Source organism: Eubacterium album, from assembly GCF_025336545.1.
Classification (GTDB): Bacteria; Bacillota; Clostridia; order Lachnospirales; family Lachnospiraceae; genus Eubacterium_U; species Eubacterium_U album.
The window spans coordinates 83,721-106,934 of the sequence record NZ_JAODBU010000008.1 but is presented as its reverse complement, the minus strand read 5'-3'; the positions used below and the strand labels follow the sequence as shown (position 1 = coordinate 106,934).

The following is a 23,214-nucleotide window of genomic DNA, read 5'->3' as shown; positions in this document are numbered from 1 at the left end:
ACTTTATCTTTTAGTCATTTGATTTAAGAGAAACTTCTTTTTCTGCTTCTTCTTTTATTTCTTCTATAACATCAGGATTAATCTCAGGTAGATTTTCTGAAGAGTCAACTCCAAACCTTCTCAAAAATTCTTCTGTAGTACCAAAAAGTAACGGTCTACCCGGAGTATCTAATCTTCCAACCTCCTGAACCAATTCGTATTCAACTAGTTTATTGACTGCAAAATCACTTTTTACTCCTCTGATACTTTCAATCTCAGATTTTGTAATCGGCTGCTTGTATGCAATAATAGAAAGTGTTTCCATCATTACATCCGTAAGCACCTGTCTTCTTGGTTGCTTTGCAACTTTTATTAAATAATCATACATTTCAGGTTTAGTACATAACTGATATGCATTTTCTAACTCGATTATTCTAATTCCTCTTGAATCACTTTCAAGTTCCTTCTGCATATTTGCAACAATCTTTTTAACTTGAGCTTTAGTTAATTCTAAGGCCTTTGCAATCTTATCTATTTCTACTGATTCTCCCATAGTAAATAATATTGCTTCTATGGCAGCTTCATAATTATTTGTTTCCATTAAATCTTACACCTACTCATTCCTTTGTGCTAATAATTATATCATCAAATGTCTTTTCCTGACTTACATTAATCTCTCCCACTTTAATCAGTTCTAATACTGCCAGGAATGTAACTATAACTTCCATTTTTGATGTCTGGTTTTCAAGCAACTGTTTAAAGCTGCATTTATGCTTTTTTACAGCTACTTTTTTCACATAAGTTATTTTATCAGTAAGGCTGACCTCCTCCATTTCAATTTTACCAAATTTACTTCTTACAGGGTCAATCTTATCTATCTGGCGTTTAATTACTGTATCAAAAATTTCTTTTAACTTATTTAAATCAACATCCTTTAAAATTTCATCTAAATCTACAGGCGGTTGATATTTTGCAACTTCTTCAGGAATTGTCGGTTCTTTATATAGTGACTTTCCCGCATAAAGCTGCATATCTTTAAGTTCTATAGCTGCATATTTATACATTTTATATTCGATTAATTTTTGAACCAAATCTGTTCTCGGATCAATTTCTTCACCATCTTCATCAACTTCTTTAGGCAACAGCATTTTACATTTTATATCAATTAACGTTGATGCCATTACCAGAAATTCGCTGGCAAGGTCAAGATTTTCTTCTGCTAATTTACTTACGTACTCTAAATATTGTCTTGTAATTTCAACAATAGGTATGTCATAAATGTCTACTTTATTTTTTTCTATCAAATGCAAAAGCAAATCTAATGGTCCTTCAAACACTTCAAGTTTTACTTCTAATTCCATGTATCTTACTCTTTCAAATTAATATCATTGTTAATTTTACATAAATTCATGTATTTTTTCAACTCATTTTTAAATGCAGCATCTAAATACATTTTTAAACATTTTTAAATATTCTGTTATAAAATTATTCTTTTCTACATTTTCATACGATATTATTTCTGTTTCTCCTATTTTTTCTTTGTCAATAAAATATTCGCATACACCAAGTTTATCCCCCTTTTTAACCGGAGCCTTAATATTAGTTTTAATCTTATCTTTGCTTTTAATGTTGCTAATATCTCTGTCCTTGATTTCTACATATGAAAATTTATTTTTAACCCCTGATTTTACGTATTCTTTTTTACCATTCTTTATTTTCACATTACCTTTATGCACATTTTCATCCTTATAAAATTTGCATTTTGAGAATCCATAATTAATTAGTTTTTCTGACTCAGAAAATCTTGCTTTATAGTCAGGCGCTGCCATTATTACCGACACCAATGTGACATCATTTTTCTGTCCTACAATAGATACGCAATATTTTGCTTTTGATGTGCTTCCTGTCTTTAACCCCTTTATGCAATCATTTGTTTTAAGTAATTTATTTGTATTTGACAGAACAAACTCCTTTTCTCCCTTATCCGTTTTATGAATTATGGTTTCCATCCATATTGTTGAATATTTAAATATCTGCGGATATTTTGTAATTAATTCTGAAGACATAATCGCCACATCATTTGCACTCGAATAATGGTTATCAGAATCCGTAAGTCCACAACAATCTTCGAAATTAGTATTATTCATATTTAGTTTTTTAGCTTTTTTATTCATTCTATCAACAAATTCGCTTTCAGAACCGGCTATGTATTCAGCCATGGCAACCGAGGCATCATTTCCTGACGCAACAACAATACATTTAATTAGTGTTTCCACACTTTGCTGTTCTCCTGTTTCCAAAAACACTTGTGAACCACCCATGCTTTTTGCGTGTTCACTTGTCGTTACCATATCATCCAATTTAATTTTACCCGCTTCTAATTCTTCAAAAATAAGTAATAGCGTCATTATTTTTGTTATACTTGCCGGACATAATTTCTCATCCCCATTTTTGTTTACCAAAATTGTTTTAGATTCAGGCTCCATCAGTACTGCCGCCTTAGCTGTTATTTCTTTTTCTATTGATGAATTTTCAACAGTTTCATTTTTGTTGTTTTTTGCAAAGACACTTTTACTAAAGATAAATGTAAACATCAGACAAACACAAAGTATGTATATAATTATTTTCTTCATAAAAAACTCCATTACAACCTATATAACATTGTAATGGAGTTTCATTAAAATTATTCTTTATTTTTTTTATTCTTTCTATTTTTCTTAGTTTCAGGTACGGTTGTCTCAGGAATTGTTGTTTCTTCCTGTGGCATTGCCAGATTTTCCGATTCAAAAATAATCGGATCTGTCTTCTTCAACACATGAGTATCTGAATTCTGCTGGTATACAGAGAAACTGTCTCCATCTTTCAAATCGCCATAATTTATCATTAATGTGCTATCATCAATAAATACAGTAGAAACTTTTTCGTCATTTATATAAACTTTACTATAATTTGTGAAGTTCTTTCCATAAATATAAACTGTTCCACTTCCATCATTCATTGGCGAAATTGATGAAACAGACACCTTTGTAAGACCAAACTGAATATCTGTTGCTACATATGGATTATCACCACCATAAAGCAAATGATCCCCATACAAGCTGTCATATTCAAGATTTTGTAAACCATCTGCATAATCATCATCATTCTTGTGCTTTTGTGTATAATTATTGATTGTACCTGCAGTCATATTTAATCCGCCAAGAATTTTTGACTGTAACTGGTATGCTTCTATATCTTCGTCTTCGTATTTTGTCTTAAAATTAGACCAGATAACATACTGTGTCTGATATACATCACCATTTACAAGTTCTGATTCCGTTATACCTAAACTTGGCAAATGATCTCCATACATAACTAATATTGTATCTTCGTCTCTCTTAGAAAGAGTTTCCACAAGTTTCTGTATAAATTTATCCATTTCATTTATCTGCCAAACATAATACTGATACTGATTTGTCTTTGCCTGATCATCTAATCCACTTACAGTAATCGGATAATCATAGTCTCCTTCAGTAGGATAACTTCCGTGTCCCTGTACAGAAATTGTATAAATATAATCCTGTTCTTCTGTAGAGTCAAGTGCTGCAACTATTTCATCTGTAAGGAAATAATCTTTTGCCCAACCCATAGGAGTAAAGTCATCAATATTCATTGTTTCTATACTTGAAAATGTATCGTATCCTAAATTTGAAAATACTACATTTCTACTATAAAAAGTTGCTGTATTATCATGAATTGCATGAGTAGCATAACCATATTCCTTTAAGTTATATGCTATACTTTCACATGTTGTCTCTTTTAAAATTGTTTTAAAAGGATATTCACCAGGGCCAAAATCATCCAGATTCATTCCTGTCATAACTTCAAATTCTGTATTTACAGTTCCTGCACCTACAATTGGAACATCTAAATATCCACTTGGATACTGTTCCATCAGGCTTTCAAAATATGGAACCGGATTTTCAGAAAAAGTTATATTTGTCATATTGTTAATATCAAAAAATGACTCTAACTGCAAAAATATTATATTAGGCTTTTTCTTTACCTTCGTTTCTTCTACATCTGCAGTCAAACTTTTTATTGTTTTATCTGAATAGTCTGCCGGCTTATCTACACCTGTATTAACCAAACTGTTAGTAAAGCAGTAAACAAAACCATAGTCTCTGTAACTGTCAGCCAGATTTCCAAATTTAGCTGACAATAATGATGAAGCAATTCCTAAATTAATTGCGCCAAAACCTATCACCCATATAATTGCTATTGCTATTATGTTACGAACATAATTAATTTTATGATTTACTTTAGGTACTTTAATCCAAACAAATACTAATCCTACAACTGCTAAAATCGCTAAAGCTATAATAAGTATGTATGCAAAAGTATTTAAATATTTATTCATTACATCCAATGCACTATCAATAAGCATCATGTCTACCGCAGTAAATGGTGTAACTCTATACGATAGCAATACACAGTTGGCTATACCAAATATAATCCAAACAATCGATATAATTGATATACCAAAAAATCTTCGTCTCATCAGTAATGTAACTGACAACGTCATTAAAATTATTATCGAATTACATATAAAAACATATGGGCTTGAAATAAGATAAAAAATTCCTTTTAGGAAAGAACCTCTTGCCAACATTTCAATAATAAGATTAACTAGTAATGCAACAGTAATATACATATAAATTATATGTTTATTATAAGTTTCCTTAAAAAAATGTTTTACTTTAATTAATTCCTCTTTTGCTTTTTTAATGTTATCTAACATCCCTGTCTTCCTCTATTAAAATTTTTATAGCATCTACAGCAACTTTTATAGCCTTTTCGGTATTAAGACAATCCTCTTCTACAAATCCTGCCTTCTTTCTTTCCTGATTCCATACTACATTAAACACAGAACCACATCTAACGCCTAAAGTCGCTGCAACTGTATACAATGCAGCTGATTCCATTTCACTTGCAAGCACTCCCAAACGTTTCCATGCTTTCCATTTATTTAGCAGTTCATAAGACACCGGCATTCGCTCAGGTGCATGCTGTCCATAAAAAGAATCTTTACATTGTACCACTCCACAATGATACACTATTTTATTTTTTTTGCAAGCATTAACTAATGCAGTTGCAATAGAAAAATCTGGAACAGCTGGAAATTCAATTGGTGCATATTCTCTACTTAACCCTTCATTTCTAATAGCTCCGGTTGCAATAACACAATCTCCTGATTTTACTTTCATGTTAATTCCGCCACAGGTTCCTATACGCACAAATGTATCCGCTTTACACGCAACCAGTTCTTCCATTGCTATTGCAGCTGAAGGGCCACCAATTCCTGTTGAAGTAACAGAAACTTTTTTCCCTTCTAAATATCCTGTATACGTAACGAATTCTCTATTTCTGCTTATAAACTTTGCATCATCTAGATGAGATGCTATTTTTTCACACCTGCCCGGGTCTCCCGGAAGAATTACATATCTTCCAACGTCATTTTCATCTACCTGTATATGATATTGTTTTCCCATATAGTACCCTCCTGTTCAATCCTCTAAAATCATATGATATAATATCAAAAATGGGAATAATGCAAACACATCCTCAAATAGCAAAATCCATTTTTGTACTCTAATCATTATATTTTTCAACTAAAACAATGCTAAAGAATTTTATTTAAAAAACTTTCACCATTGCTTATTTTTACACCAAATATTTCTGCTATTGTAGCTCCAATATCAGAAAATGAATTCAATATTCCCAAATCTACTCCATTTTTACAATTCTTAGAATATGCAATAACAGGAATATATTCTCTTGTATGATCAGTTCCTTTAAAAGTAGGGTCACAGCCATGGTCTGCATTAATTATAAGTAAATCATTATTCCTTAAATTATCAATTATTTGAGGCAATCTGCTATCAAAATCAATAAGTCCCTGTCCATAACCTTCTACATTTCTTCTGTGTCCCCATTTTGAATCAAACTCTACTAAATTTGTAAATATAAGCCCCTTTTCTAGTTCTTTCATTTCATCTAATGTTTTATTTACGCCATCCATATTATCCGTTGTATGAATTGCCTTTTCTATTCCGCTTCCACAAAATATATCATTTATTTTTCCAACTGCCGTAACACTAATTCCATTGTTTTGTAATATTTTAAGCAAATTAGAGTCTGATGGTTTAACTGAAAAATCTCTTCTATCGCTTGTTCTTACAAAGTTTCCCGGATTGCCATCAAATGGTCTGGCAATTACTCTTGCCACGCTATCATCTCCACAAAGAATCTTTCTGGCATTTTCACACATTTCATATAATTCATCCAAGCTGTAAACAGATGTATGACATGCCACCTGAAAAACACTGTCAGCTGAGGTATATACAATTGGTTTCTTCGTCTTAATATGTTCGACTCCATATTCTTCTATTACTTTCGTTCCCGAACCAACCTTATTACATAATATACCCGGTAAATTTGAAGATTCTATAAACTTATTTATTATTTTTTCATTAAAACCATTTGGATATACTTTAAAAGGAGTCTCCGTAATTATCCCCGTCATTTCCCAATGACCAACTGTTGTATCCTTTCCTTTAGATTTCTCCATAGCTTTACCATATATTCCAACAGGATTTACTACATTTCTAATATTTTTATTCACACCTTGTATATTCCCAATCCCAAGTTTTTCTAAATTAGGAAGTCCAAACCCCTCTTTTGATTCATAAATATGTCCAAATGTGTCAGCACCTTCATCTCCAAATTTATCAGCATCCGGAAGTTCACCTATACCTGCACTATCTAATATAATCCAAATTACTCTGTTTAACATTTAAACCACCTCCACAAACAAAATATCGCTCTAGATGTGTAGACAAATTAATCTTAATCTAACTTTTTACATCATTTTATATGTTTATTATACTACTTTTACTTTTAAAATAAAAATATGATAGCATATTTTTTCTTTATTGAAGAATTAAATTTATATGGTATAATGAGCGTTAGCGATGGGTAACCTTCAATTACCTTATATGGTGAATTTTATCTTATAATTGATTATTTTTAATCAAAAATGCATTGAATAAAAGCATTTTCTAACAAGTAAGTTGATTATATTTAATCAACATTTTTATTCTGATTAAATCAGAAATAATTTTATTCCCATACATCCTATAACGACTTTTACTAAAGGAGAGCAAAATTATGAGTTATGAATTTTTCAGAAAACTTCCGACTCCATTGGAAATCAAAACAATGTATCCGGTGTCAGATGAAGTTGCAAAACAAAAAGAATTAAACGATGCAGAAATTCGCAAAGTTTTCACAGGCGAACTTGACAAATTTTTATTAATCATCGGTCCTTGCTCAGCTGACAATCAGGAAGCTGTTGAAGACTACATTTCAAGACTTGCTAAAATTCAGGAAGAAGTTAAAGATAAACTTCTTATCATTCCAAGAGTTTACACAAACAAACCTCGTACAACAGGTAAGGGATATAAAGGTATGTTACATCAGCCTGATCCTGAAAAGAAACCTGATTTGCTTCAAGGGTTAATCACAATAAGACAGTTATTCTTAAAGTTAATGGAAGATACTAAGTTACCTTTAGCAGATGAAATGTTATATCCTGAAAATTACAGATATTTTTCAGATTGCTTATCATATGTAGCTATTGGTGCAAGATCTGTTGAAGATCAGCAGCATCGTTTAACTGCAAGTGGAATTGACATTCCTGTCGGAATGAAAAATCCAACAAGTGGAGATATTTCAATCATGTTAAATTCAATTGAAGCTGCACAATGTGGTCATTCTTTCATCTATAGAGGATGGGACGTTCAGACATCCGGAAACGATTTAACACACGCTATATTAAGAGGTGCCGTAAACCAATACGGTCAGTGCATCCCTAACTATCATTATGAAGATTTAATTAATTTACATGATTCATATATGGACAAGGGATTTGCAAATCCTGCAGTTATTATTGATACAAACCATTCTAATTCAAACAAAAACTATTTAGAACAGATTAGAATAGCTAAAGAAGTAATGCATAACAGAAAACATTCTGACGACATGAAGAAATTCGTTAAAGGTCTTATGATTGAAAGTTATATTGAAAACGGAAATCAGCCATTATCTGAACATACATATGGTAAATCTATTACTGATCCATGTTTAGGTTGGGACTTATCTAAAGAATTAATTTACGAAATTGCTGATCAAGCTTGATGAAATAAAAATCCGACAGACATTGATATGATACCTGTCAAGTAGACAGATGAAATATCTAAAAATAAGTACAGATTATACCTACATTTCGATTGAAGTGTAGGTATTTTCCTATGCGCACCATTTCTCTTTGTATTTGTTTATACGTTTATTTTCAGGTATAGGATATTCTGTTGGATTGTCTGAAGCAAGACCTTCTTGACGCACCTCTAGTGGTGTTTTACAGTTATATCTATCTTGAGGTCTTTTTTCGGAATAAAATCCTATATAGTCACTTATTGCCGTACGCAATGACTTTTCGTCAGTTATTTCATACATATGATACATTTCAGATTTGATAATTCCCCAAAATCCTTCCGTCGGACCATTATCTATGCAATGTCCTACACGTGACATGGATTGTGTCATTTTCTGTTTTTCAAGTTTTTTCTTGAATGTTTTGCTTGTATATTGAAAGCCACGATCAGAGTGAAAAATAGGCTTGGCATCAGGATTAGCCATAATCGCTTTATCAAAAGTTTTAAAAACTAATTGATTATCATTTCGTCCACTAATTACATATGCTACTGGATATCTGTCATATAAATCTATGATGGCGCTCAAATATATTTTCTTTTTATCACCAGGAACTTTAAACTCAGTTACATCTGTAGCCCATTTTTGATTTGGTGCGGTAGCATAAAAATCTCGTTGAAGAAGATTTTCTGCTGTTTCATCAGGTTTTGAATATATATATTTCGCCTTCTTTTTTCTTATTACCGAATGTATCCCAAGTTTTTTCATGATTCTATGGATTCTTTTTTTGCTGTAATTAGTATGATTAAAATGATTAATCCAAGATGTCATTCTTCGATATCCTAGGATGCGATTGAATCGCTCATCGTATTCTTTAATCAACTCTGCAAGTTTGATATTTTCAATTTCAGCCTCTGGCATTTCGTGCTTAAGCCACTTATAGTAGGCAGCACGGGATATTTCTAGCTGCTTGCACATCCATTCAATACTCCATTTTTTCTCGGTGTGTAATTCCTTTATTGCCATATATTTTGATTCGTATCGTGTTTTCCCTAATCTCACATCCTTTCGAATTCTTTCACTTTTTTTAACAATTCTACAACCATATCCTTTTCTTCTAGTTGACGTTTTAAGCGAAGATTTTCTCTTCTAAGACGTTCTAATTCATCGACCTCATCATCAGATTTATGATGTCCTCTTTTGTCAGTCAACCCTTCTAAACCACAAGCATCGTATTTTCTTACCCAGTTGTATACCTGACTATAGGAAACATCAAACTTAACTGCTGTATTTTTATAATCACGATTATTATTTAAGCAATACTCAACAATCTCTTCTCGTTCTTCTTTGGTTGTCTTTCTTCTTGCCTCTGCCATATAGACCTCCTGTTTGGGATTATAATCTTTAAGTTCTATATTGGCATTATACATCCGAATCCATTTTCTTAATAGACCGGGCGAGATATCGTATTGATTGCCTAATTCAATTGATGATGCTTCACCACGTATATATTTTTCAACAATTTCAATCTTAAATTGTTTTGAATAAGAAGAATTTTTAGTTTTTTTGCAAATCCTGCAACACCATATTTGTTATATATGGCTGCCCAATGTTGAATAGTACTAGTCGAAATATAAAGTTCACTACATATTTCGACCTTGGAACGATTCCCCTCAATATAGTCAATACAAGCTTGCTCTTTTTCTTGAGGAGTAAATCTTTCTTTTCTAGACATGAAAAATACCTCCAAAGTAACAGATTTTTTATATTTAATCTGTCTACTTTAGAGGTATCATATCACATTTTAGTACTGTCGGATTTTTCTATATTAAACTATCTAAAACTTTACCGGATAATAAAAACCATGGCTTTATCAACCACAGTTTTATTTATTGCATTCAATTTATGTATACTAATTACTCTTTTATATAACCTATGCTTTAGGATGTGCCCTATCATAAGCTTCCCTTATCTGCCTGTTTTCAGCATTCAAATACATATGGGTTGTTGACACATCTGAATGTCCAAGCATAACCTGTACAGACTTTAATGCTGCACCATTATTAATTAAATGCGTTGCAAATGTATGTCTTAACACATGCGGAGTGATTTCCATATCTATTTCCGCTTTATTACCATACTGTTTTATAATTTTCCAAAAGCCCTGTCTGCTCATTGTTTTTCCTGAGCAATTAAGGAACAGGCAATCACTTTCATTATCGCCAAGCAAATAATCTCTTCCATTTCTCAGATACATTACTAATGCTTTTTTTGCATCGCTACCAAATGGAATCATTCTTTCTTTTGTTCTGTCATGACAAACTACATATTCTAACTCAAGATTAACATCTTTTAATTCTAATGTGATAATCTCTGTAACTCTCATTCCTGTAGCATAAAGTAATTCTAGCATTGCTTTATCTCTCAATTCTTTTGGAGTATCTCCACTAGGTGCACTTAAAAGTGCATCAACCTGATTTAAAGTCAATACATTAGGTGCATGTTTTTCTATTTTAGGAGCTACTAATTTTAAGGCATAGTTTTTCTCGACCAATCCCTCGTTAAACAGATAGTTAAAAAAGGATTTTATACTTACTATTGATCTTGTTATAGTAGATGATTTACGTCCTAATTTATGCAAACATTCAACATATCCAACTAAATCACTCTCATTTATCTGTTTAAAATCATCTATTCCTTTATTTTCTAAATAATCCACAAGTTTCTTCAAATCTCTTCTGTATGATAATTCAGTATTTTCAGAAATATCTTTTTCTTTATGCAATTTTATTATAAATTTTTCAATTTCCAAATGCATATTCCGTCTCCTAATTCATCCTAAAACAACATCACACAAAAGATTTTATAGTCGCATATTATGTGTCATTTTATAGTCGATTACTATTAATTATATATTTCTTTTACGATAAAATCAAACACATTTTTGCAACTATTTACATTCAAAATTATATAAATATATTATTTTTGCAATAAATACACTATATATCGTTTGATTCATTTTTAATCAACTACATATTGGTCAAAATATTTTATTAAAAAAATATAATTTTAAATATAAATGCAATAAAGGAACTAAGAATTCCTATAAATCCTATATTTATGAAAAGGAGATTTCCCATAATAACGCATTTATATTTTATGTTTGTTTTTGTTTGTTGTTCATAATTAATCATATATTTTTCGATAAAAAGAACATAAAGCAATTGAAGACTTTTTTCCAATATATATATGAATACTGATACTATGAAAATAAACCCAGGTCTTTTCAACAACATACATAACTGAATCATAAAAGTTAAACCAACATAAACAATATATATATCTATAAAATATTTTCTATATTTCGTTATTCCAATAAAATTTAGAAATATCATTTTTTTCATTTCGTAATATATAGTAAAAAAAATCATACTATCTAATTTTATTTGAACAAACTTTCTATCTATCAACAAACTTTCACAATATTTATTTACAAAATAAGAATCTGTCCATAAATACCTAAACATCATAAATCCTATAATATTTCCGAGTATAAATGCACAGATTCTAAATTTAGTTTTTGGGAACTGCCATCTTACCATATAATCACTCTTCATTAAAGTGTATTATATAATATGCAATTACATTTATTTTATCACTTATTACAACAATACTTATTATAATATGTTAAAATTGCCGAAACAGTTTTGGCATCGTTAATTTCATTTTTCATAATCTTTTCTAACAATTCCTCTACAGAATATATTTCTAATGTAATATCTTCGTCTTCATCGAAATTCTGCTGAGACTCTTTTAAATCAAAAGCAACATATACATCTATTTTTTCCTGAGAATATGCTATTGCAGGAATTAATGTCTGTAAAAATTCGATTTTTTCAGATGTATAACCTGTTTCCTCTTCAAGTTCACGGGCTGCACATACTTTAGTAGGTTCATTTGCTCCATCTAAACCTCCTGCCGGAATTTCCAATGAAAACTTGTCTACTGCATTTCTCCACTGTCTCACCATAATTATTCTTCCATCATTCGTTACAGGAATAATTGCTGCAGCACCTTTATGTTTTATCAAATCCCATTTCACAGTATGATTCTTCGGTGTAATAATTGTATCCTTACAAAAATCAATTATGGCACCTTTATAAACAATTTCTCTGTTTATTCTATTAAACTCCTTCATATATTTCTCCACTCCATATTTCAAAAATCAAATAGACATTTATAAAAAACGACAAATTATTTTATATTTTCACACTTATCAAAACAAGCTTCTGTTGCTTTCATAATTGCACTTCTAAATCCATTATCTTCTAAAACCTTAACAGCATCTATTGTTGTTCCTGCCGGCGAACAAACCATATCTTTTAAGATTCCCGGATGTGCCTTTGTTTCTAAAACCATCTTTGCTGAGCCGTAAACTGTCTGAGCTGCAAATTCATATGCATCCTGTCTGCTCATACCACATCTTACTGCTCCATCTGCAAGTGCTTCAATAAACATAAATACATATGCTGGTGAACTTCCACTAGCACATGTAACTGCACTCATAAGTTTTTCATTAACAATTTTCATCTTACCAATTGCCTTAAATATCTTTTCAATAATATGTTTTTCCTCCAGATTAAATTCTGTAGGATTATAAGCAACTCCTGTCATACCTTCACCAACTAACGCCGGAGTATTGGGCATTGCTCTAACAATTCTTGCATCAAATCCAATTCTGTCTTTCAATTGTTTAATTGTAATTCCCGGTGCGATGGAAATAACAACATTTTCTTTTTCTATTTCATCTGCTATATCTTTTAAGACATCATTATAAAACTGAGGTTTAACCGCAAGTATTAAATATTTAACACTACGTACAACATGTACATTAGAATCAAGATAATCAACTTTAGTTTCATTAGAAACCTGCTTCATTCTATCTACATTTACATCATAAAATACAATATCCTGTACATCAAATTCACGTAAAGCACCCTTTAACATTGCATATCCCATATTACCCATTCCGATAAATCCAATTTTAGCCATATATATTTACCTCCAACATCTTTTCTGTAAAAGTATATCATAATAAAAAAAAAGTGCAATTAACTTGCACTTTTTTATAATTTTATAAAGTATTATTTCGTATAGCCGAATGATTATGTAATTAAAATCTATTTAGCATAATCTGTTACTCTGCTTTCACGAATTACATTAACTTTAATCTGACCAGGATATTCTAACTCAGCTTCTATCTGTTTAGAAATATCTCTTGCCATGAGTACCATATCAGCATCAGATACTTTCTCAGGTACTACCATAACTCGAATCTCTCTTCCTGCCTGAATAGCAAAAGACTTCTCAACTCCTTCAAATGAGTCCGTAATATCTTCTAACTGTTTTAATCTGTTTGTGTATGTTTCAAGTGTTTCTCTTCTAGCACCCGGTCTTGACGCTGAAATCGCATCAGCTGCCTGAACTACACAGGCAATAAGGCTTTCAGGTTCAACATCACCATGATGTGCTTCAACTGCATTAATTACAATTGCAGATTCTTTGTATTTTCTACAAATATCAACACCTAACTGAATATGTGTTCCTTCCATATCGTGGTCAACAGATTTACCTATATCATGTAATAAACCTGCTCTCTTAGCAACTCGAACATCTAATCCGATTTCAGCTGCTATCAACCCTGATAAATGAGCAACTTCAATTGAATGCTTTAAGGCATTCTGTCCATAACTTGTTCTGAACTTCATTCTTCCTAAGAGTTTTATAAGTTCAGGATGTAATCCATGTACTCCAACTTCTAAGGATGCTGCTTCACCCTCTTCTCTAATCATTGTTTCAACTTCTTTTTGAGCTTTCTCAACCATCTCTTCGATTCTGGCCGGATGAATACGTCCATCTACAATCAGCTTTTCAAGTGCAATTCTTGCAACTTCTCTTCTAATTGGATCAAAACTTGAAAGAATTACTGCTTCAGGTGTATCGTCTATAATCAAATCAACACCAGTGAGAGTTTCTATTGTCCTAATATTTCTTCCCTCTCTACCAATAATTCTACCTTTCATTTCATCATTAGGAAGATTTACAACTGAAATTGTAGTTTCTGAAACATGATCTGTTGAACATTTTTGAATTGCATTAACAATTATGTCCTTAGCTCTCTTTTCAGATTCTTCCTTTACTCTTGCTTCATTTTCCTTGATTAATTTCGCTGTTTCATGTTTTACTTCTTCTTCAACAGTTTTCAATAAATAATCTTTTGCTTGTTCGGAGGTTAATCCAGAGATTCTTTCTAATTCCTGTACACGCTGCTCATTAAGTGATTCAACTTTAGCTTTCATAACAGCTAACTCTTCCTCTTTAACCTTAAGTGCAGCTTCTTTCTTTTCATAGCTATCCATCTTTTTATCAATGGTTTCTTCTTTGTTAAGAACTCTTTTTTCGTAACGTTGAATCTCAGCTCTGCGTTCTCTTACTTCCTTGTCTAACTCATTCTTTGTCTTGAGATTTTCTTCCTTTGCTTCTAATAAAGCTTCTTTCTTCTTAGATTCTGCTGTTTTAATTGCCTCATCTATGATTTCTCTTGCTTTGCTTTCAGCATTTCCAATCTTCTTTTCACTTACATTCTTTCTATATAACGAAGTGATAACTGAGGAAATAATAGAGAATACAACTGCGACTGCAACTACTATAATAGCCACTAATTCTGGTTTCACAGGAGCACCTCCTTATTAAATTTTCATTGTACAAACACAACAAATTAATTTTACTCCCAAATCAATGTTATGTCAAGTAAAAAGGGGTACTTATCCTGTCACATATACCATCATTTCTTACTACATATTGTATAAATATTAATTGAACAAACTAACATTTGTGCATTACCATTCCGTATCATAGTTGGTGTACTTAAATAGTGCTTCCTGTATTTCTCCATAAGAAAATCCTTTTCCTAACAGATATCTGCACATCTTGTTATACTGTGTTTTATCATTCAAATCATATTTTTTTATAATCTTTTCTATTAATTTATTTAATGCCTCTTCATTAGATAAATCCATTTCTAAAAGAACTTTACTGACATTTTCCTTATTAACTCCTTTTTTATATAATTCAAGTTCTATTTGTTTTATACTTTTCGAATTTTGTTTAGAGGATATATAGAGTTTCGCATATCGTATATCATCTACATAACCATATTTCTTTAAAAATTCAATTGCATTATTTATTATATCTTCCGGGTAATCACCTAATTTTAACTTATCTCTTATCTGTTTTTCTGTCTTATCCATATCTTTTAATAAAAATAATGAGCGCTCACGCGCTCTCTTATTTAAGATATTATACATTTCATTATAAGACTCATTCGAAAACTGAGAATCTGCTTTTATTCCCAGTTTTCGAACTTCTCCTTTATATAATTGAACTACGATATCGTCATCGATTATAATTCTACATTTCTTTCCTATATCTTTTATTTCAGTAATATAGTGCATGTTATTCCTCTACCTTACCATTATCCTGCTTTTCTGATTCACTTTCCTCATCATGTGAAGAAAAATGTTCACGAACTTTCTTTTCTATTTCGTTCATAGCAGCTTCATGTTCTCTTAGATATATCTTGGCATTTTCTCTACCCTGACCAATCTTCTCACCATTATATGCATACCATGCGCCACTCTTTACAATAACTCCAATTTTAGATGCTAAATCTAAAATATCTCCTTCTTTAGATATTCCTTTACCAAACATAATATCAAACTCAGCTTCTTTAAACGGAGGAGCTACTTTGTTCTTAACAATCTTTACTTTAGCACGGTTTCCAATCATCTCTCCACCTGCTTTTAATGTTTCAACTCTTCTAACATCAAGTCTTACAGATGAATAGAATTTCAATGCTCTACCACCTGTTGTGGTTTCCGGATTACCAAACATAACCCCAACTTTTTCTCTTAACTGGTTAATGAAAATAACAGAACAATTCGTCTTATTTATAACACCTGTTAATTTTCTTAATGCCTGTGACATAAGTCTTGCCTGAAGTGCTACATGTGTATCACCCATCTCGCCATCAATTTCAGCTTTAGGAACTAATGCCGCAACTGAATCAACAACAATTATATCAACTGCTCCTGAACGAACCATTGTATCGGCAATTTCTAATGCCTGTTCACCAAAATCAGGCTGTGAAATATATAAATTATCTATATCAACACCAATATTCTTAGCATAAACCGGATCAAGTGCATGTTCAGCATCAATAAACCCTGCAACTCCGCCCTGTTTCTGTACTTCAGCAATCATATGTAATGCAACCGTTGTCTTACCACTTGATTCAGGGCCATATATTTCAATAATTCTTCCCTTAGGAATCCCTCCAATTCCAAGTGCTATATCAAGGCTTAATGAACCTGTAGGTGTTGAATCTACATTCATCTGCGCCCTTGAATCCCCAAGTTTCATAATTGATCCTTTACCATGATCTTTCTCAATCTTAGCAATCGCTGCATCGAGTGCTTTTAATTTATCTTCTTTATTCATTTCGTTCCCTTTCTGTTCGAACTTATGTTCGTTATGTTATTATCTTATTATAACATTGAACCAATGTCAACCTTTTTTTATTACGGACGCTATTATAATATCACATTTTATATTTAAATTGCAATATTAAATTTATTGTTTAAATATTTTTATTAAAACTTTATCGTCACAATCAGCATTTTAAATATATATTACAGACAATTAACAATTTAAGTATATATTTGAATAGTTACAAACCAATCCTAATCAAACCATAAGATTAGTCTCTCCAATGCATGACAACTAACGATTCCATCTTCAAACATTCGTCCGGATACAATTAAAGCCGTATGAAAATTATGTTGCATTCTATCGCACTAATTACTCATACGGCTTATTTATATATTTATTTTTAGATTTATTTTTTATCATAAATTATCAAAAATAATAATTGCATAATGACATCAAAAGCAAACTTAATCCTAATATTTCAAAATATTATTATTTTACTTAGTTTCAAGCAATTTTTCAATTGCTGCAATTTTTGTACAAACAATCAATATTTTACTTGCATCGATCAATTCTTCAGGTGAAGGATATGATGGTGCAATTCTAATATTGCTATCTTTAGGATCTATTCCATATGGGAAAGGTGCTCCTGCCCCTGTGAGAACCATTCCTGCTTCTTTGCACATATTTACTACTTTCTTTGCACAGCCTTCCATAACATCAAAAGATATGAAATATCCACCATTTGGCTTTGTCCATGTAGCAATTCCATATCCATCTAATTCAGCATCAAGCATTTTCAATACTGCTTCAAACTTTGGTCTTAATTTAGCTGCATGTTTAGCCATATGTTTTTTTACACCTTCAGCATTCTTGAAATATTTTACATGACGAAGCTGATTCATTTTATCAAATCCGATTGTCTGTACTGACATTCTCTTCTTAATTTCATCAACATTTGCTACAGATGAAGCTATCGCAGCTATCCCTGAACCTGGGAATGTAACTTTCGATGTTGATGCAAATTCGTACACCATATCTTCATTTCCTGCTTTTTTACATTCATCAATAATATTTAATATAGTATCCTGTTTTTCTTCTTCATCGTATAAATGATGAATAGCATATGCATTATCCCAGAAAATTCTAAAGTCTTTAGCTGCCGGTTTAAGTGCTGCCATTCTTTTTACAACTTCATCTGAATAAGACAATCCTGTTGGATTTTCATATTTTGGTACACACCAAATACCTTTTATAGATGCATCTTTAGAAACTAATTCTTCAATCATATCCATATCAGGTCCATCTTCTTTAAGTGGAATATTTATCATTTCAATACCGAAATGTTCTGTAATACCAAAATGTCTGTCATATCCAGGCACCGGGCATAACCATTTTACTTTATCTAATTTACACCAAGGAGTTTCACCCATAATTCCATGTGTATATGCTCTCGAAATTGCATCATACATTAAATTAAGACTTGCATTTCCGCCAATAATAACATTTTCCGGATTACACTCCATAATATCAGCCATCATTTTTTTAGCTTCCGGAATTCCGTCTAAAACACCATAATTTCTGCAATCGAAACCGTTTGATGCCTTTAAATCACTTTCTGAATTAAATACATCTAACATATCCATTGACAAATCTAATTGGTCAGGTCCCGGTTTTCCTCTTGACATATCCAAACTAATTCCGGATTCCTTAATCTTATTGTACTCTTTGTAAAGTCCTTCTAATTCTTCCTGCAATTTTTCTTTGCTATATTCATTATAAAACATTAGTGGGCCTCCTATCCTTTTTTCGTCTATAAGATTCTATAATAAAATTAAGTATTATTCAATCATTTTTTATAATATTTTGTTTTGTATAGCATTTACTTAATTTTTTAAAGTCATTTTATTTAAGGCAATTTCCAAAATTTTATCTGCAGCCTGAGTACGTACTTCATATCTATCTCCTTTAAATATATGCTTTTCACAGGAAACTTCTCCATTATAATAGCATCCAAAATAAACTAACCCTACAGGTTTATCAGGTGTTCCTCCTCCCGGTCCCGCAATTCCGGTTGTGGATAATCCAAGCTGGGCATTTGCTGCTTTTGCGCATCCAATTGCCATTTCCATTGCACATTCTTTACTTACAGCTCCTTCATTGTCCATAATTTCTTTACTTACCCCTAATAATTTTGCTTTTGATTTATTAGCATAAGTTACATATCCTTCGTCAAATACTTCAGATGCTCCTGAAACATTTACAATCTTTCCAGCCACTAAGCCTCCTGTACATGATTCTGCTGTAGAAACTTTTTCGTTTCTATCTAATAACATTTTAACTAATCTTTCCTCTAAATTCATTTTATTCCATCCATTTCAATTATCTTATATATTAATTGAATACTCCTTTCTCCCGGTCAGTTGTGGGATTTTATTATTAGCATACTGCATTAAAACCAGCCAAATATATTTATATAAAAACATAGATGCCTACTTAAGCAGACACCTATCCTTTTATTTTTACTTAATTTATTTTAAGCTTAATGCCTGACTATTTCAGACAACGTATATTTGTTGTACATATAAATATTTTTAAAATATTACCCCTTTAGTACATCTACATTCTTATATACATAATCTACCATTGAAATAATCGTGAGAGCTAATGATATATATATTAAAGCAGTTCCTATAACTCCCATAAATGTATAAGGCAAATCAATAATTAATACAATAATCATAATCATTTGGAATGTTGTTTTAAATTTACCCCACCAACCTGCAGCAAGAACAACTCCTTTATCTGCAGCAAGTGTTCTAAATCCACTGATAAATAATTCTCTACTGATAATTATAATTACAATCCATACTGGAATTTTACTTTCTGATAAACAAATTAAAGCAGCGCTTACCAACAATTTATCTGCTAATGGATCCATAAATTTTCCAAAATTTGTAACAAGATTGTATTTTCTTGCAATCTTTCCATCAAGTAAGTCTGTTAAACTTGCAACAATAAATATTCCAACAGCGATATATTTGTCTATACCTCCAAAAATATCAGCCAACATAAAACATACAAAAAACGGTATTAAAATCACCCTGAAAACCGTTAGTTTATTTGGTAAATTCATCTTTTTATCTCCTTCTCATCTATTTGTATTGAAGTTCACCTATCAAATCATAATCATTTGAGCCTGTAATTAATACATTTACAAAATCACCCGTCATTAATTCTTCATCGGTAATTACAAAAACATTACTGTCGACACCCGGTATATCCATATATGTTCTTGCAATATATGCGTTTTCTCCTGAAATTTTTCCTTCAATATAAGCCTTCATAACCTTTCCAATCATTTTTTCAGAAAAATCAAAGGCAATTTCCTGTTGAAGTTCCATAATTTCATCTCTACGTTCTTCTTTAACTTCTTCCGGAATCTGATTTTCCATCTTTTCAGCAGGTGTTCCTTCTTCTTTTGAATATGTGAATACACCTAATCTTTCAAATTCCATTTCATCCACAAAATTCATAAGAATTTCATGATCCTTTTGTGTTTCTCCGGGAAATCCTGTAATTAAAGTTGTACGAAGTACTATGTCAGGTATTTCTTTTCTTAGTTTTGCAATAACATCCCTTAATTCCTGATTAGTTGTTCTTCGTCCCATCCGTTTTAATACATTATCACTTGCATGCTGAATAGGAATATCTAAGTAATTACATATCTTATCTTCACTTGCAATGGTATGAATCAATTCATCATATATTTCTTCCGGATAACAGTATAACACTCTAATCCATTCGATGTCTTCAATCTTGCATAATTCCTTTAATAAAATATGAAGTCTTTTTTCTCCATATATATCTTTTCCATACATTGTTGTTTCCTGGGCAACCAAAATCAACTCGCGTATGCCTGACTTAGCTAAATCTTTTGCTTCAGCAATTAAATCTTCCATTGGCACACTTCTATAGTCTCCTCTGATTTTTGGAATAATGCAATATGTGCAATGTTTATCACAACCTTCTGCAATTTTTAAATAAGCATATCTGTCTGTTCCAGCATTACCACGTGGTGCTTTTGTACCGGCTAATAGATTTATATTTTTAATATATTGCTTTTTTTCATTCTTATTAAAATAATCTTCTACTATAGTTACAATATCATCAATAGCCGTAGTACCAACAACAATGTCTATTTCAGGAATTTCATCTTTAATTTCTTCATGATATCTTTGCGCAAGGCATCCTGCTAAAACCAAAGCTTTACAATTTCCTTCTTCTTTCATTCTTGCCATATTAAATATTGTTTCAATGCTTTCTTCTTTTGCATCTTTAATAAAACTACAACTATTTATAATTATAATATCAGCCTCAGTTTCATCAGAAGTAAATTCATAACCTGCTTTTCCTAAAAGTCCTATCATGTGCTCTGAATCAACTAAGTTTTTATCACAACCTAATGAAATAAATAAGATTTTCATTTTATCTCCTACAAAACAAGAGACTTTTGTAAAATGAATCATTCTATATGTCATTCTACAAAAGCCTCCCTTATTTTCTAATTTTCGCTTTCGTCGTCTCCTAAGATTTTAATCTTAGATTTGTATAATTCTTCTACTGCGATAGAAAGTGGTTTCTTATCATCAGCATCATCAATAAGTGGTGCATCACCTGCAATTATCTGTCTTGCTCTCTTTGATGTAGCCATAACAATTGAATATCTGCTTTGTACTACCGGATGTTCACCTTCCTCAACGTCGCTGTTTGCTATTGCCATTAAATCTGAATATGATGGATGTAACATAATTTATTCTCCTTTCGAAAACTTTTTAATATCATTTTTAATTTCTTCAACTTCTTTTTTTGAAGCTGTTCCTGTTGTATCGTTATTCACAACTAAATTGATTTTTTCGACACAACCTTCTATTTCATCGTTAACAACGAAATATTCATAATTATCCATAAATATTGTTTCTTCAGCTGCTTTCATGAGTCTTTTATTTATTACTTCCATAGACTCTGTGTTTCTGCCGACCAAACGTTTTTTTAACTCCTCTGCACTTGGAGGAAGAATAAAAATCATCATTGCTTCAGGCATTATCTCTTTTACCTTCAAAGCGCCCTGAGTTTCAATTTCTAGAATAACATTAATGCCCTCATTTAACTTTTCATTAACAAATTCAAGCGGAGTACCATAATAATTGTCAACATACTGTGCATATTCTAACAATTTATTATTAGCTATCATATCTTCAAATTCTTCTTTACTAACAAAGAAATAATTTACCTTATCAACTTCTCCAACTCTTGGTTTTCTCGTTGTAGCTGAAATTGAAATTGTGTAATCATCGTATTTATCTATTAATTTATTAACTACAGTTCCTTTTCCAACACCTGAGAAACCTGAAATAATTAATAATTTACCCTGTTTACTCATTACTCTTACTCCAAATTCTGTATTTGTTCTCTAATCTTTTCGATTTCAGTCTTTAATTCGATTGCCACATCTGCAATTTCATGATTAGACGTCTTTGATAAAGTAGTATTAGCTTCTCTATTCATTTCCTGAGTAATAAAATCCAATTTTCTACCTATAGCTTTATTGCTATTAAGACTGTCTCTCATAGCCTTAATATGACTAAGCAGTCTTATTATCTCTTCGTCTACACATATCTTATCTGCATAAATTGTTACTTCCTGTGCAATTCGGCCTTCATCTATCTGATTATCCTCAAGTAATTCATGCAATCTTTCATTAATTTTTTCACGATATTCCGCAACAATTAAAGGGGACTTTTCCTGAATAAATAAAACATTTTTTTCTATATTGTCTAACTTATTCATTAAATCAGCTTTAAGTCTTTCGCCTTCTGCATTTCTTGCCTGAACCAACTTATCACATGCCTGTATCATTGCATCTTCAACAATGTGTAATAATTCATCCTCATCTTCACTCTGCTCCTCCATCATTATAACTTCAGGGCAACGTCCTAATTTAGATGTTGTTATATCATTGTCTATTCCTAACTCATCACTCATTTTCTTAAATATATTGTAATATTCAGCTGCAAGTTCAGAATTATACTTCAAGCAGACATTTCCTTCACCTGTGTTTTCATAAGTAATAAAAACATCTACTTTTCCTCTTTCAATCTTAGATTTTAATATTCTTCTAATATCTCCATCTAAATAATTTAATTTTTTTGGAAGTTTTATGCCTGCCTCAAGAAATCTATGATTAACTGATTTAATTTCAACAGTAACCTTTCTCTCTCCTACTGACACTTCACTTCTTCCAAATCCCGTCATACTACATAGCATATCATTCACCATTCATTTCTTTTTAAGCATACAATGCCATAATTCAACTTATTATAATTCATTTGAAATATTCAGTCAAGGTTGACTTGAAATTCATAAAATAATAAA

24 protein-coding genes are annotated in these 23,214 nt (G+C 31.3%); 1 reads left to right on the top strand and 23 read right to left on the bottom strand.

Annotated features, from left to right (window positions below; all coding sequences use genetic code 11):
- Window positions 1–10: 10 nt before the first annotated feature.
- From scpB to N5B56_RS09290, 6 genes are all read right to left on the bottom strand, one after another.
- The gene (scpB, locus tag N5B56_RS09315) at window positions 11–580 is read right to left on the bottom strand and encodes an SMC-Scp complex subunit ScpB (RefSeq protein ID WP_022088362.1); all 570 of its coding nucleotides are present in this window, start codon (window positions 578–580) and stop codon (window positions 11–13) included.
- Window positions 581–596: 16 nt separating this feature from the next.
- Window positions 597–1,340, bottom strand: coding sequence for a segregation and condensation protein A (locus N5B56_RS09310; RefSeq protein ID WP_117909494.1), 744 nt, complete (start codon window positions 1,338–1,340; stop codon window positions 597–599).
- A gap of 69 nt (window positions 1,341–1,409) precedes the next feature.
- Complete coding sequence (locus N5B56_RS09305) at window positions 1,410–2,612, bottom strand: D-alanyl-D-alanine carboxypeptidase family protein (protein ID WP_243003019.1); 1,203 nt, start codon at window positions 2,610–2,612, stop codon at window positions 1,410–1,412.
- A gap of 50 nt (window positions 2,613–2,662) precedes the next feature.
- Window positions 2,663–4,759, bottom strand: a complete 2,097-nt coding sequence (locus N5B56_RS09300; protein WP_117909498.1) for a sulfatase-like hydrolase/transferase — start codon at window positions 4,757–4,759, stop codon at window positions 2,663–2,665.
- On the bottom strand, window positions 4,749–5,510 hold the full coding sequence (gene udp / locus N5B56_RS09295; protein ID WP_022088358.1) for a uridine phosphorylase: 762 nt from the start codon (window positions 5,508–5,510) through the stop codon (window positions 4,749–4,751). The genes N5B56_RS09300 and udp overlap by 11 nt, the downstream gene beginning before the upstream one ends.
- Window positions 5,511–5,641: 131 nt before the next feature.
- Window positions 5,642–6,814: a phosphopentomutase gene (locus tag N5B56_RS09290; RefSeq protein ID WP_022088357.1), complete on the bottom strand. Its 1,173-nt coding sequence runs from the start codon at window positions 6,812–6,814 to the stop codon at window positions 5,642–5,644.
- 374 nt (window positions 6,815–7,188) lie between these two features.
- Between N5B56_RS09290 and N5B56_RS09285 the strand changes: the two genes are divergently transcribed.
- The gene (locus N5B56_RS09285; protein WP_022088356.1) at window positions 7,189–8,217 is read left to right on the top strand and encodes a 3-deoxy-7-phosphoheptulonate synthase; all 1,029 of its coding nucleotides are present in this window, start codon (window positions 7,189–7,191) and stop codon (window positions 8,215–8,217) included.
- Between the two features lie 111 nt (window positions 8,218–8,328).
- Here N5B56_RS09285 and N5B56_RS09280 read toward each other — a convergent pair whose 3' ends face one another.
- The 17 genes from N5B56_RS09280 to N5B56_RS09200 form a co-directional block, all read right to left on the bottom strand.
- On the bottom strand, window positions 8,329–9,294 hold the full coding sequence (locus N5B56_RS09280) for an IS3 family transposase (protein WP_158562730.1): 966 nt from the start codon (window positions 9,292–9,294) through the stop codon (window positions 8,329–8,331).
- Window positions 9,291–9,740, bottom strand: a complete 450-nt coding sequence (locus N5B56_RS09275) for a helix-turn-helix domain-containing protein (protein ID WP_260978845.1) — start codon at window positions 9,738–9,740, stop codon at window positions 9,291–9,293. The genes N5B56_RS09280 and N5B56_RS09275 overlap by 4 nt, the downstream gene beginning before the upstream one ends.
- Entirely contained in the window at window positions 9,710–9,967 is a 258-nt protein-coding gene (locus tag N5B56_RS09270; RefSeq protein WP_260978791.1) for a transposase, read from the bottom strand. The genes N5B56_RS09275 and N5B56_RS09270 overlap by 31 nt, the downstream gene beginning before the upstream one ends.
- Before the next feature lie 198 nt (window positions 9,968–10,165).
- On the bottom strand, window positions 10,166–11,050 hold the full coding sequence (gene xerD, locus N5B56_RS09265; RefSeq protein ID WP_117910200.1) for a site-specific tyrosine recombinase XerD: 885 nt from the start codon (window positions 11,048–11,050) through the stop codon (window positions 10,166–10,168).
- A gap of 235 nt (window positions 11,051–11,285) precedes the next feature.
- Window positions 11,286–11,834 (bottom strand): hypothetical protein, encoded by a 549-nt coding sequence (locus N5B56_RS09260; RefSeq protein ID WP_260978790.1) that lies wholly within the window; start codon window positions 11,832–11,834, stop codon window positions 11,286–11,288.
- Between the two features lie 53 nt (window positions 11,835–11,887).
- Complete coding sequence (locus N5B56_RS09255; RefSeq protein ID WP_147585948.1) at window positions 11,888–12,430, bottom strand: NUDIX hydrolase; 543 nt, start codon at window positions 12,428–12,430, stop codon at window positions 11,888–11,890.
- 56 nt (window positions 12,431–12,486) lie between these two features.
- On the bottom strand, window positions 12,487–13,284 hold the full coding sequence (gene proC / locus N5B56_RS09250) for a pyrroline-5-carboxylate reductase (protein WP_022089048.1): 798 nt from the start codon (window positions 13,282–13,284) through the stop codon (window positions 12,487–12,489).
- Between the two features lie 128 nt (window positions 13,285–13,412).
- Window positions 13,413–14,966, bottom strand: coding sequence for a ribonuclease Y (rny, locus tag N5B56_RS09245; RefSeq protein ID WP_243003058.1), 1,554 nt, complete (start codon window positions 14,964–14,966; stop codon window positions 13,413–13,415).
- A gap of 165 nt (window positions 14,967–15,131) precedes the next feature.
- The gene (locus N5B56_RS09240; protein WP_022089046.1) at window positions 15,132–15,746 is read right to left on the bottom strand and encodes a regulatory protein RecX; all 615 of its coding nucleotides are present in this window, start codon (window positions 15,744–15,746) and stop codon (window positions 15,132–15,134) included.
- Window position 15,747: 1 nt separating this feature from the next.
- Window positions 15,748–16,791, bottom strand: a complete 1,044-nt coding sequence (recA, locus tag N5B56_RS09235; protein WP_022089045.1) for a recombinase RecA — start codon at window positions 16,789–16,791, stop codon at window positions 15,748–15,750.
- 485 nt (window positions 16,792–17,276) lie between these two features.
- Window positions 17,277–18,566, bottom strand: a complete 1,290-nt coding sequence (locus N5B56_RS09230) for an aspartate aminotransferase type Ic (protein WP_117910197.1) — start codon at window positions 18,564–18,566, stop codon at window positions 17,277–17,279.
- Window positions 18,567–18,665: 99 nt separating this feature from the next.
- Window positions 18,666–19,142 (bottom strand): CinA family protein, encoded by a 477-nt coding sequence (locus N5B56_RS09225; RefSeq protein ID WP_260978789.1) that lies wholly within the window; start codon window positions 19,140–19,142, stop codon window positions 18,666–18,668.
- A gap of 239 nt (window positions 19,143–19,381) precedes the next feature.
- Window positions 19,382–19,915, bottom strand: coding sequence for a CDP-diacylglycerol--glycerol-3-phosphate 3-phosphatidyltransferase (pgsA, locus tag N5B56_RS09220; RefSeq protein ID WP_117910195.1), 534 nt, complete (start codon window positions 19,913–19,915; stop codon window positions 19,382–19,384).
- A gap of 19 nt (window positions 19,916–19,934) precedes the next feature.
- Complete coding sequence (rimO, locus tag N5B56_RS09215) at window positions 19,935–21,266, bottom strand: 30S ribosomal protein S12 methylthiotransferase RimO (RefSeq protein WP_260978788.1); 1,332 nt, start codon at window positions 21,264–21,266, stop codon at window positions 19,935–19,937.
- A gap of 77 nt (window positions 21,267–21,343) precedes the next feature.
- A complete protein-coding gene (rpoZ, locus tag N5B56_RS09210) occupies window positions 21,344–21,589 on the bottom strand; it encodes a DNA-directed RNA polymerase subunit omega (RefSeq protein ID WP_022089040.1) in 246 nt (81 codons plus the stop codon).
- A 3-nt stretch (window positions 21,590–21,592) separates the two neighbouring features.
- Window positions 21,593–22,222: a guanylate kinase gene (gene gmk, locus N5B56_RS09205; RefSeq protein ID WP_022089039.1), complete on the bottom strand. Its 630-nt coding sequence runs from the start codon at window positions 22,220–22,222 to the stop codon at window positions 21,593–21,595.
- 5 nt (window positions 22,223–22,227) lie between these two features.
- Complete coding sequence (locus N5B56_RS09200; RefSeq protein ID WP_118565128.1) at window positions 22,228–23,106, bottom strand: YicC/YloC family endoribonuclease; 879 nt, start codon at window positions 23,104–23,106, stop codon at window positions 22,228–22,230.
- Between the last annotated feature and the right edge of the window lie 108 nt (window positions 23,107–23,214).

What these genes read in the sequence shown, in the direction of transcription:
- scpB (WP_022088362.1), bottom strand. Translation starts at nt 580, where the DNA reads ATGGAAACAAATAATTATGAAGCTGCCATAGAAGCAATATTATTTACT.
- N5B56_RS09310 (WP_117909494.1), bottom strand. Translation starts at nt 1,340, where the DNA reads ATGGAATTAGAAGTAAAACTTGAAGTGTTTGAAGGACCATTAGATTTG.
- N5B56_RS09305 (WP_243003019.1), bottom strand. Translation starts at nt 2,612, where the DNA reads ATGAAGAAAATAATTATATACATACTTTGTGTTTGTCTGATGTTTACA.
- N5B56_RS09300 (WP_117909498.1), bottom strand. Translation starts at nt 4,759, where the DNA reads ATGTTAGATAACATTAAAAAAGCAAAAGAGGAATTAATTAAAGTAAAA.
- udp (WP_022088358.1), bottom strand. Translation starts at nt 5,510, where the DNA reads ATGGGAAAACAATATCATATACAGGTAGATGAAAATGACGTTGGAAGA.
- N5B56_RS09290 (WP_022088357.1), bottom strand. Translation starts at nt 6,814, where the DNA reads ATGTTAAACAGAGTAATTTGGATTATATTAGATAGTGCAGGTATAGGT.
- N5B56_RS09285 (WP_022088356.1), top strand. Translation starts at nt 7,189, where the DNA reads ATGAGTTATGAATTTTTCAGAAAACTTCCGACTCCATTGGAAATCAAA.
- N5B56_RS09270 (WP_260978791.1), bottom strand. Translation starts at nt 9,967, where the DNA reads ATGTCTAGAAAAGAAAGATTTACTCCTCAAGAAAAAGAGCAAGCTTGT.
- xerD (WP_117910200.1), bottom strand. Translation starts at nt 11,050, where the DNA reads ATGCATTTGGAAATTGAAAAATTTATAATAAAATTGCATAAAGAAAAA.
- N5B56_RS09260 (WP_260978790.1), bottom strand. Translation starts at nt 11,834, where the DNA reads ATGGTAAGATGGCAGTTCCCAAAAACTAAATTTAGAATCTGTGCATTT.
- N5B56_RS09255 (WP_147585948.1), bottom strand. Translation starts at nt 12,430, where the DNA reads ATGAAGGAGTTTAATAGAATAAACAGAGAAATTGTTTATAAAGGTGCC.
- proC (WP_022089048.1), bottom strand. Translation starts at nt 13,284, where the DNA reads ATGGCTAAAATTGGATTTATCGGAATGGGTAATATGGGATATGCAATG.
- N5B56_RS09240 (WP_022089046.1), bottom strand. Translation starts at nt 15,746, where the DNA reads ATGCACTATATTACTGAAATAAAAGATATAGGAAAGAAATGTAGAATT.
- recA (WP_022089045.1), bottom strand. Translation starts at nt 16,791, where the DNA reads ATGAATAAAGAAGATAAATTAAAAGCACTCGATGCAGCGATTGCTAAG.
- N5B56_RS09230 (WP_117910197.1), bottom strand. Translation starts at nt 18,566, where the DNA reads ATGTTTTATAATGAATATAGCAAAGAAAAATTGCAGGAAGAATTAGAA.
- N5B56_RS09225 (WP_260978789.1), bottom strand. Translation starts at nt 19,142, where the DNA reads ATGAATTTAGAGGAAAGATTAGTTAAAATGTTATTAGATAGAAACGAA.
- pgsA (WP_117910195.1), bottom strand. Translation starts at nt 19,915, where the DNA reads ATGAATTTACCAAATAAACTAACGGTTTTCAGGGTGATTTTAATACCG.
- rimO (WP_260978788.1), bottom strand. Translation starts at nt 21,266, where the DNA reads ATGAAAATCTTATTTATTTCATTAGGTTGTGATAAAAACTTAGTTGAT.
- rpoZ (WP_022089040.1), bottom strand. Translation starts at nt 21,589, where the DNA reads ATGTTACATCCATCATATTCAGATTTAATGGCAATAGCAAACAGCGAC.
- gmk (WP_022089039.1), bottom strand. Translation starts at nt 22,222, where the DNA reads ATGAGTAAACAGGGTAAATTATTAATTATTTCAGGTTTCTCAGGTGTT.
- N5B56_RS09200 (WP_118565128.1), bottom strand. Translation starts at nt 23,106, where the DNA reads ATGCTATGTAGTATGACGGGATTTGGAAGAAGTGAAGTGTCAGTAGGA.